The sequence below is a fragment of the Mycobacterium bulgaricum genome (assembly GCF_041287165.2).
Classification (GTDB): Bacteria; Actinomycetota; Actinomycetes; order Mycobacteriales; family Mycobacteriaceae; genus Mycobacterium; species Mycobacterium bulgaricum.
The window spans coordinates 826,131-842,264 of sequence record NZ_JBGGKV020000002.1; the positions used below are offsets into that span (position 1 = coordinate 826,131).

General features: G+C 67.4%; 17 protein-coding genes. 11 read left to right on the forward strand and 6 right to left on the reverse strand.

From position 1 onward, the window contains the following. Together ACAG24_RS10640 and ACAG24_RS10645 are read right to left on the reverse strand one after the other, a co-directional pair. Complete coding sequence (locus ACAG24_RS10640; RefSeq protein ID WP_370471868.1) at positions 1–780, reverse strand: acetoin reductase; 780 nt, start codon at positions 778–780, stop codon at positions 1–3. Then, positions 777–1,844 (reverse strand): 2,3-butanediol dehydrogenase, encoded by a 1,068-nt coding sequence (locus ACAG24_RS10645; protein ID WP_370471867.1) that lies wholly within the window; start codon positions 1,842–1,844, stop codon positions 777–779. The genes ACAG24_RS10640 and ACAG24_RS10645 overlap by 4 nt, the downstream gene beginning before the upstream one ends. A 76-nt stretch (positions 1,845–1,920) precedes the next feature. On the opposite strand from ACAG24_RS10645, the gene ACAG24_RS10650 reads away from it, so the two are divergent. Further along, the gene (locus tag ACAG24_RS10650; RefSeq protein WP_370471866.1) at positions 1,921–3,213 is read left to right on the forward strand and encodes an NAD(P)/FAD-dependent oxidoreductase; all 1,293 of its coding nucleotides are present in this window, start codon (positions 1,921–1,923) and stop codon (positions 3,211–3,213) included. A gap of 23 nt (positions 3,214–3,236) precedes the next feature. Beyond that, a complete protein-coding gene (locus tag ACAG24_RS10655) occupies positions 3,237–5,057 on the forward strand; it encodes an NAD(P)-binding domain-containing protein (protein WP_370471865.1) in 1,821 nt (606 codons plus the stop codon). Between the two features lie 4 nt (positions 5,058–5,061). On the opposite strand, the gene ACAG24_RS10660 is transcribed toward ACAG24_RS10655, so the two are convergent. Beyond that, on the reverse strand, positions 5,062–6,141 hold the full coding sequence (locus ACAG24_RS10660; RefSeq protein WP_370472613.1) for a GGDEF domain-containing protein: 1,080 nt from the start codon (positions 6,139–6,141) through the stop codon (positions 5,062–5,064). A gap of 84 nt (positions 6,142–6,225) precedes the next feature. On the opposite strand from ACAG24_RS10660, the gene ACAG24_RS10665 reads away from it, so the two are divergent. From ACAG24_RS10665 to ACAG24_RS10705, 9 genes are all read left to right on the forward strand, one after another. Continuing rightward, complete coding sequence (locus tag ACAG24_RS10665) at positions 6,226–8,244, forward strand: prolyl oligopeptidase family serine peptidase (protein WP_370471864.1); 2,019 nt, start codon at positions 6,226–6,228, stop codon at positions 8,242–8,244. Between the two features lies 1 nt (position 8,245). Next, positions 8,246–8,893, forward strand: coding sequence for an LpqN/LpqT family lipoprotein (locus tag ACAG24_RS10670; protein WP_370471863.1), 648 nt, complete (start codon positions 8,246–8,248; stop codon positions 8,891–8,893). Then, a complete protein-coding gene (locus tag ACAG24_RS10675) occupies positions 8,890–9,210 on the forward strand; it encodes a hypothetical protein (RefSeq protein ID WP_370471862.1) in 321 nt (106 codons plus the stop codon). The genes ACAG24_RS10670 and ACAG24_RS10675 overlap by 4 nt, the downstream gene beginning before the upstream one ends. A 75-nt stretch (positions 9,211–9,285) precedes the next feature. Continuing rightward, on the forward strand, positions 9,286–9,765 hold the full coding sequence (locus ACAG24_RS10680; RefSeq protein WP_370471861.1) for a YkgB family protein: 480 nt from the start codon (positions 9,286–9,288) through the stop codon (positions 9,763–9,765). Position 9,766: 1 nt separating this feature from the next. Beyond that, entirely contained in the window at positions 9,767–10,402 is a 636-nt protein-coding gene (locus ACAG24_RS10685; RefSeq protein WP_370471860.1) for an RNA polymerase sigma factor, read from the forward strand. Beyond that, complete coding sequence (locus tag ACAG24_RS10690) at positions 10,399–10,641, forward strand: anti-sigma factor family protein (protein WP_370471859.1); 243 nt, start codon at positions 10,399–10,401, stop codon at positions 10,639–10,641. The genes ACAG24_RS10685 and ACAG24_RS10690 overlap by 4 nt, the downstream gene beginning before the upstream one ends. Before the next feature lie 4 nt (positions 10,642–10,645). Beyond that, complete coding sequence (locus ACAG24_RS10695) at positions 10,646–11,557, forward strand: crotonase/enoyl-CoA hydratase family protein (RefSeq protein ID WP_370471858.1); 912 nt, start codon at positions 10,646–10,648, stop codon at positions 11,555–11,557. 45 nt (positions 11,558–11,602) lie between these two features. Next, positions 11,603–13,105: an FAD-dependent oxidoreductase gene (locus ACAG24_RS10700; RefSeq protein ID WP_370471857.1), complete on the forward strand. Its 1,503-nt coding sequence runs from the start codon at positions 11,603–11,605 to the stop codon at positions 13,103–13,105. Continuing rightward, a complete protein-coding gene (locus ACAG24_RS10705; protein WP_370471856.1) occupies positions 13,102–13,695 on the forward strand; it encodes a TetR/AcrR family transcriptional regulator in 594 nt (197 codons plus the stop codon). The genes ACAG24_RS10700 and ACAG24_RS10705 overlap by 4 nt, the downstream gene beginning before the upstream one ends. Here ACAG24_RS10705 and ACAG24_RS10710 read toward each other — a convergent pair. The 3 genes from ACAG24_RS10710 to ppk2 all read right to left on the reverse strand — a co-directional run bounded on the left by ACAG24_RS10710 (position 13,684) and on the right by ppk2 (position 16,132). Next, a complete protein-coding gene (locus ACAG24_RS10710) occupies positions 13,684–14,274 on the reverse strand; it encodes a DedA family protein (RefSeq protein WP_370472612.1) in 591 nt (196 codons plus the stop codon). The two genes, ACAG24_RS10705 and ACAG24_RS10710, sit on opposite strands and share 12 nt — an antisense overlap. Positions 14,275–14,376: 102 nt before the next feature. Continuing rightward, the gene (locus tag ACAG24_RS10715) at positions 14,377–15,231 is read right to left on the reverse strand and encodes a hypothetical protein (RefSeq protein WP_370471855.1); all 855 of its coding nucleotides are present in this window, start codon (positions 15,229–15,231) and stop codon (positions 14,377–14,379) included. 34 nt (positions 15,232–15,265) lie between these two features. Beyond that, a complete protein-coding gene (gene ppk2, locus ACAG24_RS10720) occupies positions 15,266–16,132 on the reverse strand; it encodes a polyphosphate kinase 2 (protein WP_370471854.1) in 867 nt (288 codons plus the stop codon). Positions 16,133–16,134: the final 2 nt, after the last annotated feature.

The following is a 16,134-nucleotide window of genomic DNA, read 5'->3' on the forward strand; positions in this document are numbered from 1 at the left end:
TCAGCGGTAGACCAGGCCGCCGTCGATCAGGCCGGACTGTCCGGTCATGTAGTCGGCATCGGGGCCTGCCAGATACGAGACGTAACCGGCGACGTCATCGGGTGTCTCCGCCCGCCCGAGCGCGATGCCGCCGACGAACTTGTCGTACGTCTCGCCTACGGCGGCACCGGTCAGTTCGGCGAACCGCCTGTCGATCTCCACCCACATGTCGGTGCCGACAACTCCGGGGCAGTACGCGTTGACGGTGATGCCGTCGACGGCGTGCTCCTTGGCGGCAGCCTGCGTCAGCGCGCGGACGGCGAACTTCGAAGCGCTGTAGGGGCCCAGCATCGCGAAACCGTCGTGGCCTGCGATGGACGAGGCATTGATGATCTTGCCTTTGGTGCCGTTCGCCTTGAACGTCGCGACGGCGGCCTGAATGCCCCACAGCACGCCGTTGACGTTGATCGCCCACAGCTTCTCGATCTGTGCGGGCGTCGCATCCTCGATCGGCCCGACCAGCGCGATACCCGCGTTGTTCACCATGATGTCGAGTCCGCCCAACGCGGACGCGGCGTGCTCGACCGCGGCGAACACCTGGTCGCGGTCGCTCACATCGGCGACGAAGGTCGTCGATTTCGAGCCGATCTCGGCGACCTCCCCCGCGACGTCATCGAGACCGTCCTGCCGGACGTCGACGAGGGCGACGTCGGCGCCGTCGCGCGCGAGCCGCAGCGCGATGCCCCGCCCGATTCCTCGTGCCGCACCGGTGACCAGTGCGACCTTGCCCTGCAGCGTCATACGCCTTCTCCGTTCGGGTCGACGAGAACCTTCATCTTCTTGCCGGCGTGCAATGCCTCGAACCCCTCGTCGATCACATCGTCGATCGGGATCCGGGTGACCCACCCGCTGGTGTCGTACTTCCCTTGCGCCATCAACGCGATCACGGCCTCGAAGTCGGCGCCGGTGTAGCAGAGCGAGCCCTGGATCCTGGACTCGTTCATCACCAGATTCAGAAGCGGTGTCTCCAAGGGCTTTTCGTAGATGGCAACACTGATCATCGGCTTGCGCGAGCCGACGCAGGCCAGCGCGGTCGTGACGGCGGGCGTCACCCCGGCGGCGTCGAACACCGCGTCGGCGCCCTCGCCGTCGGTGTGGTCGGCGATGAAGGCGGGCACGTCGACGCCGGCCGGGTCCAGGGTTTCGGCACCGAGCGCTTCGATGGCGGCGCGCCGCGTCGGTGACGGTTCGACGACGAAGACCGACCCCCTGTCCTGGCCGAGTCCTTTGCCGCGCAACGCAAACCACAGTCCGATGCCGATCGGGCCCGCACCGAAGACCATCGCGGTGTCACCGGGGGTCACCTCACCCAGGGTGGCGGCGTGGTAGGCGACCGACATCGGTTCGACGAGCGCGCCGAGTTCCAGCGAGACGGTGTCGGGCAGCTTGTGCAGCATGCTCGTCGGCACCACGGTGTACTCGGCCATGCCGCCGTCGGACATCAGTCCGTGGAAGCCGATCTGCTGGCAGACGTTGTAGTTGCCCGCCCTGCACGGGGCGCAGTGGTCGCACTTGTAGATGGGTTCGACGGCGACGCGGTCACCCTCGCTCCATCCGGTGACGCCGTCGCCGACGGCGGTGATGGTGCCGGAGAACTCGTGGCCCATCGTCAGCGGCAGCTGGGCACCGGTCAGCGGGTGCGGTGCGGTCGGGACGAAGATCGGGCCTGCGTAGAACTCGTGCAGATCTGTCCCGCAGATGCCGTTGAAGCCGACCTTGAGCTTGACGGTCCCCGGTCGCGGGTCCGGCTCGGCGACGTCGTCGACTTCGACCTTGTTCGGTCCGTAGTACACAGCTGCTTTCATAGCGGCATGTCTATGTGATCGCCGACACACCGCGAAAGAGTTGCAAAGGGTTGCAGCGGTGGGGTCACACTGCTTTATGCCGGTCTTCGACGTGGCCATCGTCGGCGCGCGATGCGCCGGGTCACCACTGGCGACGCTGTTGGCGCAGCGGGGGCACTCGGTGTGCGTGCTGGACAAGGCGCAGTTTCCCTCGGAGACGCCGTCGACACACATCATCCAGCCGCGCGGAGCCTCCTCGCTGGAACGCATCGGCGCGCTCGACGCGGTCCTTGCTGCCGGGGCCGCGACCATCGAGAGCTTCACGATGGTCAACGACGACGTCCGCATCGAGGACGACTTCGATCGCGCGCTCTTCCCGCGCCCCGGACTCTGTGTGAGGCGGGTGACGCTGGATTCGGCGCTGGTCGACGCCGCGGTGGCAGCAGGCGCGGACGTGCGTACCGGGGTCAAGGTCACCGGCCTGATCCGCGCCGGCGGCCGCGTGACAGGCGTGGAGACCGATCACGGACCGGTCCACGCGCGCCTGGTGGTGGGAGCCGACGGACGCCAGTCTCGGGTCGCGAAAGCGGTTGACGCGCAGGAATATTCGACCACCCCGATGGGGCGGCTGCCGGTCTGGGGCTATTTCGAGGGCGTCGAGGACCGTGAGGGGCGCATCCGGATCGCACGGATCGGCGAGAACGGCTATCTCGCAAGCCCCACCGACAGCGGTCTGTACATGGTGTGCATCGCCCTGAGCGGCGGCCGTACCGCCGATCGCGAGGAGGCGTTCGAGAGCGGCATCGCCGGCTGGCCGGAACTTGCGGACCTTCTGTCCGGCGCCAAACGGACGGGTCCTCTGCGCGTCATGGCCAGGTGGCACGGCTACTTCCGGCAGCCTGCCGGGCCCGGCTGGGTGCTGGTCGGCGACGCCGGTCACTTCAAGGACTTCACGCCGGGGCAGGGCATCGCGGATGCGTTGTGCCAAGCCGAGAAGCTCGCCGTGATGCTGCCCGCAGACCTCGCCGACGAACCGGCCGTCGATGCCGCGACCCAGCGCTGGTGGGCCTGGCGCGATCGGGACGCCTATGCGATGCACTGGTTCGCCACCGACCTCGGAGCGCCGGGACCGTCGACCCCGGTGATCACCGAAGTCCTGCGCGATATCAGCGCTGACCCGCAGGCCCGCCGCACGCTGATGCGCGTCCTCAACCACGAGGCCCCGCCGAAGAGTCTGCTCACCCCGCGACGCCTCGCCGTCGCCACCGGACGGGCGCTGCGCAGGCCGCGACGACGCGCCGCGGTGGGCGCGGAGATCGCTACGGCCGTGCGCAACGAGATCCGCAGGGCGCGGTTCGTGCAACGGTTCGCAACTCTTGTCAGACCTTGACCACGAGGTGTGGTCTGGCTCACATGACCTCCACTCTCGACCCTCAGACCACCCACGACGTCACGCCGCAGCAGCGCGTCGACGCCTGGCTCGCCGACTTCGAGGCGGCTCTGGCCGTCCGCGACATCGAGCGGGTCGCCGGCATGTTCGCCGTCGACAGCTTCTGGCGCGACCTCGTGTCGTTCACCTGGAACATCAAGACCCTCGAAGGCCGCGACCAGATCTCTGACATGTTGGCCGCCCGCTTGATCGAGACGGACCCGTCGGGCTTCCGGACCCGTGAGCCCGCCACCGCCGACGGTGACGTCACCTCGGCGTTCATCGAGTTCGAGACCGGGTCGGGGCGCGGCACCGGCCATCTCCGGCTGAAGGGGGCCCAAGCTTGGACACTGCTGACCGCGCTGCAGGAACTCAAAGGCCACGAAGAGCGCAAGGGCGCCAGCCGCGTGCTCGGCGCCGTGCACGGCGACGACCCCGACCCGCGGTCGTGGGCCGAGAAGAAGGCGGCCGAGGATGCCGAATTGGGTCGCTCCACCCAGCCGTACGCGCTCGTCATCGGCGGCGGTCAGGGCGGCATCGCGCTCGGCGCCCGGCTGCGTCAGCTCGGCGTGCCCGCGATCGTCGTCGACAAGCACGAGCGCCCCGGTGACCAGTGGCGCAAGCGGTACAAGTCGCTGTGTCTGCACGACCCCGTCTGGTACGACCACCTCCCCTACCTGCCGTTCCCGCAGAACTGGCCGGTGTTCGCGCCCAAGGACAAGATCGGCGACTGGCTGGAGTTCTACACCCGCGTGATGGAGGTGCCGTACTGGTCGAAGACGACGTGCCTGTCCGCCACGTTCGACGACGAGTCGCAGACCTGGACCGTGGAGGTGAACCGCGACGGCGAACGCCTGACGCTGCACCCGACACAGCTGGTGCTGGCCACCGGCATGTCAGGGAAGCCGAACGTCCCGACGCTGCCCGGCCAGGACGTCTTCCGCGGCGACCAGCACCACTCCAGTGCGCACCCCGGCCCCGACAACTACGTCGGCAAGCGGGCCGTCGTGATCGGTTCGAACAACTCCGCCCACGACATCTGCAAGGCGCTGTACGAGAACGGCGTCGACGTGACCATGGTGCAGCGCTCCTCGACGCACATCGTCAAGTCCGACACCCTGATGGACATCGGGCTGGGCGATCTGTACTCCGAGCGGGCCCTGGCGTCGGGGATGACCACGGAGAAGGCGGACCTGACGTTCGCGTCGCTGCCGTACCGGATCATGCACGAGTTCCAGATCCCGCTGTACGACCAGATGCGCCAGCGCGACAAGGATTTCTACGACCGACTGGAGGCCGCGGGGTTCGAATTGGACTGGGGCGCTGACGGATCCGGGCTCTTCATGAAGTACCTGCGGCGCGGGTCCGGGTACTACATCGACGTCGGCGCGTGCGACATGGTCGCCGACGGACGGATCAAGCTGGCCCACGGACAGGTCGACCGCCTGACCGAGAACTCGGTGGTCCTCGCCGACGGCACGGAACTTCCCGCCGACGTCGTCGTGTACGCGACGGGCTACGGCTCGATGAACGGCTGGGCCGCCGACCTGATCGGCCAGGACGTCGCCGACAAGGTGGGCAAGGTATGGGGTCTGGGCAGCGACACCCCGAAAGACCCCGGGCCGTGGGAAGGCGAGCAGCGCAACATGTGGAAACCCACCCGGCAGCCCAACCTGTGGTTCCACGGCGGCAACCTGCACCAGTCCCGGCACTACTCCCTGTATCTGGCGCTACAGCTCAAGGCGCGCTACGAGGGCATGGCCACGCCGGTCTATGGGCTGCAGGAGGTCCACCACCTCAGCTGAGGCCTCACGCGGCGGCAGACGACTGCCGGATCTGGTTGCCGCCGGCCCGTTTTGCCTCATACATCGCCATGTCGGCCGCGGCGATGACGCGCTCGATCACCGTGCGCGTGTCCCGGGCCGGGTCCTGCACCGCGACCCCGGCCACCCCGAGACTCGCGGTGGCCCGCCACGGATTCGCCGCGATGGCCGTACACAGCCGCCGCGCCAGCATGTCCATCTCGCGCGGCGGGCAGGCCTGCGCGACGGCGAACTCCTCGCCGCCCACGCGCGCCACGATGACACCCGGCCCGCACGCAGCGCGCAGCCTCTCGGCCACGTCGACGAGGACCCGGTCCCCGACCACATGCCCCAGCGTGTCGTTGAGGCGCTTGAATCGGTCGAGGTCGATCATCACCACGCTGAAGCTCCCCGAGCCGCCCATGGCGGCATCGGCGATCAGGGCGTGCGCCGCGCGACGGAAGCCGCGCCGGTTGGTCAGCCCGGTCAGCGAGTCGGTCGACACGGCGTCGTTCCACAGCAGCCGCGTCAGGATCTGGCCGCCGAAGGGCACTGTCAGCAGCCCGCCGATGGACAGCAGCAGCGTGGCGATCGCCAACGGAGCGTCGCCGGCCAGCGCCATCCGGGCCGCGCTCGCGCCGGCGGTGCCGAGCGCGATGCCGACGGTGGCGGCGAGCAGGCGGGGGCTGTGTGCCGAGGCGACGTAGGCCGCCAGCCCGACGAAGGCCCAGCAGGTCAGCAGCCCGGCGTGCGGGTCGGTCTGGGTGAGGGCGACGACCGCGAGTGCCACGCAGCCGGATACGGAGTACACCGCCGACTGCCGTCGGGTCGGCCACCGTCGGGCGTATGCCGCGGCGATGACGAGGAATCCCGCCGCGATCGCCAGCACCACCACCCGCGGGGCCCCGTGCGGGCCCGACGGACTGATCGCGGTCAACGCCACCGCGACGGCGAGCACCGCCATGATCGCGGCCAACGCCGCACACGAGATGCGCAGCAACCGGCGCGATGCGAGATAGCCCGCCAGCCAGTCGTAGCGGTCGGGCTGTCGCCACCACTTCCGTACGTGATCCACCGCAGCCCCCATGCTCACCTGGGGCGATAGTACCCAGCACACCCGCTGACGCGACCGATTCGAGCACCGCCGACCCCGGGTGCGCAGAATGGGGGCGTGACGAACCCCCCGCAGACGGACGATCCGTTCCTCTGGCTCGAGGACATCACCGGCGACGACGCGCTCGCCTGGGTGCGTGCGCACAACGATCCGACGGTGGCCGAGCTCGGCGGCGAGCGTTTCGAGCAGATGCGGGCCGAGGCGCTGGAGGTACTCGACACCGACGCACGGATCCCGTATGTGCGCAGGCGCGGCGAGTACCTGTACAACTTCTGGCGCGACGCGGCCAATCAGAAGGGGTTGTGGCGGCGGACGACGTTGGAGAGCTATCGCACCGAGAAACCGACGTGGGACGTCATCCTCGACATCGATGAGCTGGCGCGAACCGACGGCCAGAACTGGGTGTGGGCGGGCGCCGACGTGATCGAACCGGACCATTCGCTGGCCCTGATCAGCCTGTCACGAGGTGGCTCCGATGCCGCGGTGGTGCGTGAATTCGACATGCGGACAAGGACCTTCGTCGACGGTGGGTTCGAGCTGCCCGAGGCGAAGTCGCAGGTCTCCTGGGAGGACGCGAACACACTGCTGGTCGGCACCGATTTCGGGGAAGGGTCGCTGACCGAGTCGGGTTATCCGCGGCTGGTCAAGCGGTGGCGGCGCGGCACGCCGTTGGCCGACGCCGAAATCGTGTTCAGCGGATCGGAATCCGACGTCGTCGTCGCAGGATCGCGCGATCACACCGGGGGGTTCGAACGCACGCTGGTCAGCCGCGCGTTCGATTTCTTCAACGAGCAGGTCTACGAACTGCGGGACGGCGAGCTCATCCGTATCGACACTCCGACCGACGCAAGCATATCGATCCACCGGGAGTGGCTGCTGGTCGAGCTGCGCACCGACTGGACATACGGCACCCAGACCTACCCGGCCGGTTCCCTGATCGCCGCCGAATACGAGCAGTTCCTCGGCGGCACAGCCGAATTGCACACTGTGTTCACTCCCGATACGCACACCTGCCTGCACCACTATGCGTGGACCCGTGACCGCCTCGTCGTGGTCACGCTGGCCGATGTAGCGAGCCGTGTCGCGGTCTACACGCCGGGCACCTGGACCTGCGAGCCGGTGCCGGGACTGCCGGAGAACACGAACACCGTCATCGTCGGAACGGACCCGCTCGGTGACGAGATCTTCCTCGATTCGTCCGGTTTCCTCACCCCGTCCCGGCTGCTGTACGGGATAGCCGGCGGCGGTCTCAGCGAGATCAAAAGGGCGCCGTCGTTTTTCGACGCATCCGACCTGGAGGTGTCCCAATTCTTCGCCACCTCCGACGACGGCACCGCCATCCCCTACTTCGTGGTGGGTCACCGCCACCGGGCGACTCCCGGGCCGACGCTCCTCGGCGGCTATGGCGGTTTCGAGGTGGCGCGCACGCCGGGCTATGACGGTGTCCTCGGACGGCTGTGGCTGTCTCGTGGCGGCACCTACGTGCTGGCAAACATTCGCGGCGGTGGAGAGTACGGGCCGGCGTGGCACACCCAGGCGATGCGGGAGGGCCGGCACCTCGTCGGCGAGGACTTCGCGGCGGTGGCAAAGGATTTGGTCGACCGCGGGATCACGACTGTCGATCAACTCGGCGCTCAGGGCGGGAGCAACGGCGGGCTGCTGATGGGGGTCATGCTGACCAAGTACCCCGAGTTGTTCGGCGGGCTGGTGTGCAGCGTGCCACTGCTCGACATGAAGCGTTTCCATCTCCTTTTGGCCGGCGCGTCGTGGGTGGCGGAGTACGGCGATCCCGACAACCCCTCGGATTGGGAGTTCATTTCGAAATACTCTCCCTACCAGAATATTTCGACCGATCGGCGTTACCCACCGGTGCTCATCACCACGTCGACCCGCGATGACCGGGTGCACCCAGGCCACGCTCGGAAGATGACGGCCGCACTCGAGGAGGCCGGCCATTCGGTCAGTTACTACGAGAACATCGAGGGTGGTCACGCGGGGGCGTCGGACAACCCGCAGATCGCCTTCCGGTCCGCACTCGTCTACGAGTACCTACTCCGCACCCTGAACGGAGAATGACATGACCACGTGGAGAACACTTTTCGCGATCACTACCGCGACGGCCCTGCTGCTGACCGGATGCTCCCAGAACGTCACCGGGACGGCCGTGACGGCCGCGGCCGGCGACAGCGCGGCGGACGGCGGCGACGAAACGCAGTGCGTGGCCGTCGACGCACCACTCGACGACATCCCCAACGAGGACGAGGGCGAACCGCTGCTGCGCATCCCGGTACCCGACGGCTGGGAACGCAACTCGATGATGGACAGCGAGATCATCCGCTACACGATCGTGTCGACCGATCTGATCAGCAACGACTTCGCCCCGAACGCCGTCGTGACGCTCGAATCGGTGCGGGGCATCGAGGCGCCGGAAGACGTGTTCGAACAGAACCGCGCCAACCTCGAGAGCGGCCTGGGCGCGTTCGATTTGGAGCCGATCGCCAACAGCACGTGCGGATTACCCTCCGAGACAACCTATTACGTCGCACCACCGATGGGCCCGGCACCGGAGCGGCCGATCATCATGCACGCCGTCGTCGCCGAAAGCGGTGGCTCCACCTACCTCGCGACGGTCACCATCCAGACCACCGACCCCGGTGACGCGAAATATGTCACCGACTCCCAGGAGATCATCGACGGATTCCAGATGCTGGTGCCGGGATCATGACGACGCTGGCCTGGGTCCTGCTCGGTGCGGGTGCACTCGCGCTCGTCCTCGGCGCCGCCGTACCGGGGTGGGACACACCTGCACTGCCCAAGCGCGCGGTGAAACGTCGCATCTATTGGGCCGGAACCGCTGCCGGGATCGTGCTGGTGTTCCTCGCGGGCCTGCCAGACCTGCAGAGTTCCCTCGCCTTCGCTGCGGCAGCAGGCATCCTGATGACGGGATCGGCGTACTTCCGCACCCCGCACATCAAGATCGGCGGGAAGATCTACTCGGGCTACGAACCGCATCGGCAGCCCGACCCTCCACCAGCGGTGTAACGCCTCGCGGACTTCTCGACACTTCGCGGTGACGGCCTCGCTCCCCCAGCGCGGCCCACCCCGAGAGGAACCGCCATGACCACCACCCGTACCGCCCTCACCGATAGCCTTCCCCGCGTCGAGAGCATCACCGGCGCCCTGGCCCGCTACGGGCTCGTCGTCGTCCTCGCCTGGATCGGCGCGCTGAAGTTCACCGCCTACGAGGCACAGGGCATCGCACCCCTGGTCTCGAACAGCCCCCTCATGAGCTGGGTCTACGACATCTTCTCCGTCGGCACGTTCTCGGCGCTGCTCGGCGTTGTGGAACTCGTTACCGCCGCGCTGATCGCCGTCAAGCCGTGGTGGCCCCGCCTGTCGGCCGTCGGCAGCGTGATCGCGGTCGGCCTGTTCGTCGCGACCCTGAGCTTCCTGGTCACCACCCCCGGCGTCTTCGAGGCCTCCGCGGGCGGCTTCCCCGTCCTGTCGTCGACCGGCCAGTTCCTGATCAAGGACGTCGCGCTGCTGGGAATCTCGGCATGGACTTTCGCGGACGCGCTGCGGAGTTCACACTTCTGACATGACGAGCACGGCGACCGACGAGGCCGACCTCATCGCCGCACTGCGCGCTCGCGATGAGGTCGCTTTCGCCACGCTGGTCGACACCCACACCCCGGCGATGCTGAGGGTTGCCCGCGGTTACGTGGCCAGTCACGCGATCGCCGAGGAGGTCGTCCAGGAAGCGTGGCTCGCTCTTCTGAAGGGTCTGGACGGGTTCGAGGGTCGGTCCTCTTTGCGCACATGGCTTTTCACGGTGTTGATCAATATCGCGAAGAAGCGGGGTATGCGTGAGCGCAGCGACGTCGACGTCGCTGTGCTCGCCTACACCGGCGGCACCGTGGACCCGGCGCGCTTCCGCGACGACGACGACCCCTACCCAGGCCACTGGAAAGCCGACGAGATGCCGTCACCGTTCCCCGATACCCCGGAGGGCTCGGTACTCGGCGACGAACTGTTGACCGTGACCCGGCGCGAGCTGGACAAGCTGCCCGAGCGCCAGCGAATCGTGGTGACGCTGCGCGACGTGCTCGACATGAATTCTGCCGAAGTCACCGAACTACTGGGCATCACCGCGGCCAATCAGCGGGTACTCCTGCACCGGGGACGCGCCGCGGTCCGGCAGGGGCTGGAAAGCTATGTGAAGGAGGCGATGTGACCGAAACGCGGCCGCTCGACTGCAACGAACTCGTCGAACTCGTGACCGACTACCTCGACGGCACACTCGATCTGGACACACGGGCCCGGTTCGACGAGCACCTGCTGGACTGCGACGGCTGTGACAACTATCTGCAGCAGTTCCGCACCACCGTCGCCACGCTTGGCAAGGTCCCCGAAGATGCCCTCGAACCCGCCTTCCGCGACAAGCTCCTCGACGCGTTCCGCGACTGGCGCTGAAGTCATGACGACCTCTGCGCACCCCGAGTTCGAAACCCTGCTCTACACCACCCGCGAGGCCGTCGCGACGATCACGCTGAACCGGCCCGACCGTCTCAACACGATCGTCCCGCCGATGCCCGACGAGATCGAGCAGGCGATCGGTGTGGCCGAGCGCGATCCGTCGATCAAGGTCATCGTGCTCCGGGGCGCCGGACGCGCGTTCTCCGGCGGCTACGACTTCGGTGGCGGCTTCGACCACTGGGGCGAGTCCATGAACACCGACGGCCGGTGGGACCCGGGCAAGGATTTCGCGATGGTCAGCGCCAGGGAGACCGGGCCGACGCAGAAGTTCATGGCGATCTGGCGCGCGTCCAAACCGGTGATCGCCCAGGTGCACGGCTGGTGTGTGGGCGGCGCCAGCGATTACGCACTGTGCGCCGACCTCGTCATCGCCAGCGACGACGCCGTCATCGGCACCCCCTACGCGCGGATGTGGGGCGCCTACCTGACCGGCATGTGGCTCTACCGACTGTCTCTGGCGAAGGTGAAGTGGCACTCGCTCACGGGTGAACCGCTGACCGGGAAGGAAGCTGCCGCAGTCGAACTCATCAACGAGTCGGTGCCGTTCGAGCGGCTGGAGGCGCGTGTCGCCGAGATCGCCGCGAAGCTCTGCACGATTCCGCTCTCACAGCTCCAAGCGCAGAAGATGATCGTCAACCAGGCCTACGAGAACATGGGCCTGGCGTCGACGCAGACTCTGGGCGGAATCCTCGACGGGTTGATGCGCAACACCCCCGAGGCGCAGGAGTTCATCGACATCGCAGCCCGCGACGGTGTGCGCGCGGCCGTCGAACGCCGCGACGGCCCGTGGGGCGACTACAGCCAGGCAACGCCCGAGCGACGACCCGACCCGTCACACGTCATCGACCCGTAGCCTCACAATCTTTACGTTACGGAGCCGTTTCGTTATTCTTGGCCCATGTCGGAGGCCGATGTCGTGGTGGTGGGTGCCGGTCCGACCGGGTTGACGCTGGCCTGCGCGTTGCGCATGCACGGCCTGTCCGTCGCGGTGATCGACCGCGCCACCGGACCGGCAACCACGTCGCGAGCCAACTTCCTCCACGCACGGGGCTCGGAGGTCCTGTCGCGAATCGGCGCACTCGGCGAGTTACCGAACCAGGCGCTGCGCGCGATGCGCATCACCAGCTACCTCGGCGACCGGCCGCTGATGACACTGGAGTTCGGCGACCCACGCATGAAAACCGCCGCTCCCCCCATGGTGATCTCTCAGGCCAGAATTGAAGGAGCGTTGCGAGCCCGGCTTGCCGAACTCGGCACGACACCCCGGTGGGGACGCGAGCTGTGCGCCCTGGATCAACACGACGACCACGTCGTCGCCCGACTCGTCGGCGGCGAGCACCTCACCGCACGGTGGTTGATCGGTTGCGACGGCACGTCGAGCACCACACGCAGACTGGCCGGAATCGCCTTCCCCGGAGTCAAACTCACCGAGCGCTGGTTGTTGGCCGACGTCCACCTGGAGTGGGATGTCGAACGCGGCGGCACCACCGGTTGGATACATCCCAGCGGTCTGCTCGGGGCCATGCCGATGCCCGACGATTACGGTCGCGACGATCTCTGGAGGCTTTTCGCCTACGATCCGGACCTTGACGAAAAACCCAGCGAGAGCGCCATTCTCGACCGCATCAGGGCACTCTTGCCGCAACGCAGCGGACGCGCGGTCCGAGTCGGCGACGCCGAATGGCTCTCCTGCTTCACAGTGCACCGCAGACTCGCCGCCCGCTACCGACACGGCCGGGTTCTGTTGGCCGGGGACGCCGCCCACGCCCATGCGCCGTTCGGCGGGCAAGGGATGCTGACGGGTATCGGCGACGCGGAGAACCTTGCCTTCAAGCTCGCCCTGGTGATTCGTGGCCTGGCCGCCGAGTCGCTCATCGATACCTACGAAGCAGAGCGACGCCCCCTGGCCACCGAGGTGTTGCGCGGCACCAGCGCGGTGACGCGAGCCAACGTCGCCGACCACCCGGTTGGACGCTTCCTGCGCGACCGAGTGGCCGCGAAGGTGTTCAGCGTCGCACCGTTGCAGAGATTGATCACGTACACCGCGTCGCAGCTGTGGGTGAGCTATCGGAAAGGCCCCCTCGGTGGCCGTGGCACCAAACCACGTCGCGGTGACCGGATAAGCGACATGCAGTGCTCCCGGCCCGACGGACATTCGACGAGCCTCTACCGCGAACTCGGCGGGCGCTGGGCGCTACTGTGCCCCGCCGCGGCGGGACCCGAATGCGCGCACACGGCGCAGCGGCATCTCGGACCGTACGTCGCGGTCCTGACGCATGCCGGATCCGACGTCATGCTGGTCCGTCCAGACGGCCACCTCGGTTGGCGCGGCGGACCAGATAACTGGCGCGGAATAAATGACTGGCTGGACAAAGCTCTGACATCCGGTTCGGCCCGGTGATCCGACGCGGACGACCGCGAGATGCGGCCGCCGACCTGGCAATTTTGCAGGCCGGGATGGAACTGTTCCTCGAAGTGGGTCTCGAAGGCGCCAGCATGGAACAGATTGCCAAGAGGGCAGGTGTCGGAAAGCCGACGATCTATCGCCGCTGGTCGACCAAAGAAGAGCTGATCGCCGCCGCAATGGAGACGCTCATCGCCGACGAAGTCGGTGGACTGACAGCCGAAGCCATTGCGACTCGGTCTCCTTACGAACTCGTCGAGGCGGTCATCGACACCGCTGCCGACGCGACCACCACGCGAGAGTATCGAGCCCTCGTCGCCAGGGTGTACGGCTCGGCGGTGACGCACCCTGAGCTGATGGCCACCTACTGGCGTCGCTACATCCTTCCGCGCCGCCGGCTCGCAACCGCACTGCTGCTGCGGGCACGTGAGATGGGAACGGTCGACGCCGACGCAGACCTCGATGTCGCGATCGACATGATGGTCGGGGCCGTGACCTACCGTGTGCTGCAGCCCGAACCGCCGGAGGCCGACGAGATGCGACGGTACCTTCGGGCGGTGTACCGGCAGATCGGGTTACTGCCCTGACACCTTGATCCGCCGGCGCCGCCGCAGCCGCGAGGCCACGAACCAACCGACGAGGATGACCACCCCGGCCATCACCACGTACTGCAGCGCGGCCGTGTAGGGCTCGACGAGGTGCCAGCTGGCACCCAGGCCGTACCCGAGGCCGATGAACACGCTGTTCCAGATCAGGCTGCCCAGCGTCGTCAACACGGTGAAGACAGCGAAGTTCATGCGTTCCACACCTGCAGGCACCGAGATGAAGCTGCGGAAGAACGGAAGCATCCTGCCGAAGAAGACGCCCTTGGTGCCGTGGCGGGCGAACCACGCCGTGGACTTGTCGATGTCCTCCTCGTCCACCAACGGAAGCTTCGCGGCGAGTCTGCTCATCCGGTCGTGGCCGAGCCACGCCCCGAGCAGGTAGATGACCCACGCGCCCGCCACCGATCCGATGGTGGTCCAGACGATGGCTTCGACGACGGAGAGCCGGCCCAGGCTGGCCGCGAAACCCGCCATCGGCAGGATCACCTCGCTGGGCAAGGGCGGAAAGAGGTTCTCCAGAAAGATCGCCAGCCCGGCGCCGGCACCGCCGAGCCGCTCCATCAAATCCACCGTCCAGCCTGCGAGGCCGTCGAGTTCGGCAGGTACCTCTGTCGACAACGAACGGCCTTTCTATCGAGCTTTCCTGGGGGACTTCACTCCACCCTAGCCATCGCTGCTCGAGCGCAGCACTCCGCCGAGCACCGCAGCAACCACACCGAGCACCACGAGCCCGCCGCCGGCGAGCAGCGTGTAGTTGAGCCACTGGTGCAGGCTGTCTTCTGCGTGGGAGACCATGACCTCCGCGACGGTGCGGATGTCGCCGGTGGTCCGGTTCAGCGCACCGTCGACGAACCGGTGTCCGACCTCGATCGCCGCCCATCCGGCCGCGCCGGCCAGCAGGGCCGAAACACCAAGGGCAGTAATAACTTTGCCGCGCGATCGGGCAGCAGCCAGTGTCAGCAGAGCGAAGACGCCGGTGAGAACGGCGATTCCGGTGCTCGCCCACGGACCCCAGGTGGCGAGCCAGCGCAGCTTCCCGGGCTGAAGCTCCTCGGCGTCCACGGTGAGGGGAACCGTGAGCGTGGACGGGACCTGAAGATCGAGGGTTCCCAGCGTCGCAGCAAACGACGGATCCGACAGCATCGGCGCGACGTCGATGAGCCATTGGTCGGTGGAGTTCCCGCTCGGGACCGCGCCGGTGAACATCCAGCGGTGTGCGATGCGGTTCGCCTGCGCGAACTGGCCGGGGAAGCCGGTGTTGCGGGTGTAGGAGTCGGCCACGGTGCGCACCAACTCGGGGTTGAGCTCATACCCGTTGTCCTCGCCCAGCGCGATCACCTGCGTCGTCAGCTCGGAGGCCATTGCGTCCTGCAGCCTGCTGTCTCCGGCCGCCGATGCCGCCAACGATGCGTAGCCGTCCTCGCTGACGAGCGTCGACTGTGCCCACACCACCGGCACCGCGAGCACCAACGCGGCGGTCGTGATCAGCCACAGCAGCAGCGTGGCGAGAAACCGCACGGACGCGTCCTTTCTGGTCGGGACGCGGCCCGGGTCAGTCGGACAGTGCGCGTCCCACGATGAGTGGATCGGGCCTGCCGATCACGTCGTGGTCCTTGTTGTCGTAGTCGAATTTACTCAGCACGTAGCGCATCGCGTTGATGCGGGCGCGCTTCTTGTCGTTGCTCTTGACGACGGTCCACGGCGCGATCTCGGTGTCCGTCCAGGCGAACATCTCTTCTTTCGCCGCGGTGTAGTCGTCCCACTTGTCCAGCGATGCGAGGTCGGTCGGCGAGAGCTTCCACTGCCGGACCGGGTCCACCTGGCGGATGGTGAAGCGGGTGCGTTGCTCGTTCTGGGTCACCGAGAACCACAGCTTGGTCAGGCTGACACCGTCGTTGACCAGCATCTGCTCGAACAACGGCGCCTGCCGGATGAACTCGGCGTGCTGCTTGGGCGTGCAGTAGCCCATCACGCGCTCCACACCGGCGCGGTTGTACCAGGACCGGTCGAACAACACGAACTCCCCGGCCGCGGGAAGGTGGGTGACGTAGCGCTGGAAGTACCACTGCGTCCGCTCGCGCTCGGTCGGCTTCTCCAATGCGACGACGCGGGCCCCGCGCGGGTTGAGGTGCTCCATGAATCGCTTGATGGTGCCGCCCTTGCCTGCCGCGTCGCGCCCCTCGAACACGATGACGTGCCGGTGGCCGTTCGCCTGGCTCCACTTCTGCAGCTTCAACAGCTCGATCTGCAGCAACCGCTTCTGCTCCTCGTACTCGGCGCGCTTCATCCGCTCGTCGTACGGGTAGTTCTCCCGCCACGTGTCGACGGCCGTGCCGCCGGGCTGGATGAGCAGGACGGGGTCGTCGTCATCGTCATCCACCACGGAGTAGCCGACGCTGTCGTGAGAAGCCAGGGTCACCG